1 protein-coding gene is annotated in these 1,793 nt (G+C 47.1%); it reads right to left on the bottom strand.

Going from position 1 to position 1,793, the window contains the following annotated elements; genetic code table 11:
- Nucleotides 1-392 precede the first annotated feature (392 nt).
- The gene (locus NNL21_RS35955) at nt 393-1,679 is read right to left on the bottom strand and encodes an IS110 family RNA-guided transposase (protein ID WP_256555719.1); all 1,287 of its coding nucleotides are present in this window, start codon (nt 1,677-1,679) and stop codon (nt 393-395) included.
- Between the last annotated feature and the right edge of the window lie 114 nt (nt 1,680-1,793).

The following is a 1,793-nucleotide window of genomic DNA, read 5'->3' as shown; positions in this document are numbered from 1 at the left end:
TAAACTGCCCGTCCCTCGGTTTTAAGGGTTTATCTCACATATACTCACTCATTCGCAGGATTTCATCACCATGGATTAGAAATGAAGGTGGGGAAAGCATGAGGCGAGAGCCGTCAGTCCAGTATTTGGGCATGCGGGAACAGAGGAATCGCTTCAGCCATTCCCTTTCGCTTCACTCTACTGCACGCAAACTCCACAAGTGCCCTGGTGTTTACCATCCCATGGCTCGACGGGTCTATGCCCTTACATTCCATCGTCATACTTATCCAAGGTGTGGAGACCGATTGCGTTTAGCGGACGGGTCTAAGCCCTTTTTGGGCAGTAACTCGGTTCTCCGTGCTTTCTTTGTCAAAATCCCGCGAACGAGTCAATATACGTGACGGGTCAATACCTTAAGCTGCTTGTGAAACGAGATAGCTGGCTTTTTCGGGAGAGAATGTTTCTGCTCGATGGACCATACCGATCAGAATTCGTGCTACTTTACCCACAAGCTTGAAGACAGACTGTTGCTTTTTCATGTGCTTTACTTGAACATTGTGCTGATGCAATTCTTGAAAGATCGGATTAATTCCGATGAGTTGAATGGTCGCTAAGTATAGGTATTTCCTTAGGCTGGAATCTCCTCGTTTGGAGATGATGATCTGTCCTTTCCTTTTCCCCGATGTACTTTCTGCGAGATTCAGACCGGCTTTGCGCAGTAACTGACGCCCATGTTCATACTGTCTAAGGTCACCTGCACCTGCTAAGATGGCCGCGACGAAGATCGGACCAAGGCCCTTAATGGAACGGAGCTGAACGGCCACGGGAATCTCCTCTAGCAATGCGTGGAGTTGCTTTTCGATGTCTCCTAACATATCCGTAATTCGTTCGAACTCTGCAATTAGACGTACAAAATCTTGCTTTGCTTCGGTTAAAGCTGTAACGTCTCCTACACTCCGCTTAGCATATGCAATGAGCTCAGCAGCCTTTTGTGTGCCTGTAGAACCGCCTGCCCGTTGCATATGTTTTCTCCATATCGCAATGATCTCCGGTATAGACCGTCCTGCAAGATCCTGAGGCGTAGGTAACTCCTTCAGTGTGGCCATTGAACGTTTGCAGGTCCAATCCTTAAAAACCGAACTGTACTCCGGAAAGCGGATATCCAGCCAACGAATGATGCGATTCTGTAACCGAACACTGTTTGTAACCCAAAATTCTCGATCGCTCATCAGGGTTCGCAACCGCTGAAACACGTGGGTCTGTTTCGTATGTTCATAGTAGTAGCCTCGGCTTACTACATCTGCAATGACAAGTGCATCTTTTGGGTCACTCTTCGATTGGCAATTGTCACGGTTTTCTTTATTGCGCTTGGTCGTTGCTGGATTGACCAAGACGACTTGCAATCCTTTATGTGTAAGCCAGTTGGCTAAGTTCCACCAATAATGCCCTGTCGGCTCCATACCAATGATTACGCTGCTTAAACGGTGCTTTTGCTGGATGGCTTCCATCCAACGTTGTAGCTTTTCAAAACCCTCCATGGTGTTGCTAAATGATAGATGCCGATTCGTCAGCACGATCCCACGATAATTCGTAACCTGTGCTACATGTGTTTCCTTGGCCATGTCGATCCCCACAACTAGGTGTGAGGTGGTAATTCGTTCGATCCGTTGATTTTGTACTTCTGATTGTTTAAACTTCATGATAAGAGCGCCTCCTTGATGGTGTTGGGTAATTAACCCTTGGACAAACCCATCATACCGAGGCGCTCCTTTTTTGACAAAGGCCATTTCTTAGCCTTAACAGGAATGGTTTAG

Source organism: Paenibacillus mendelii, from assembly GCF_024498075.1.
Taxonomy (GTDB): Bacteria; Bacillota; Bacilli; order Paenibacillales; family Paenibacillaceae; genus Paenibacillus_Z; species Paenibacillus_Z mendelii.
The sequence above is the reverse complement of the archived record's forward strand: the minus strand, read 5'-3'. Positions and strand labels throughout refer to the sequence as shown.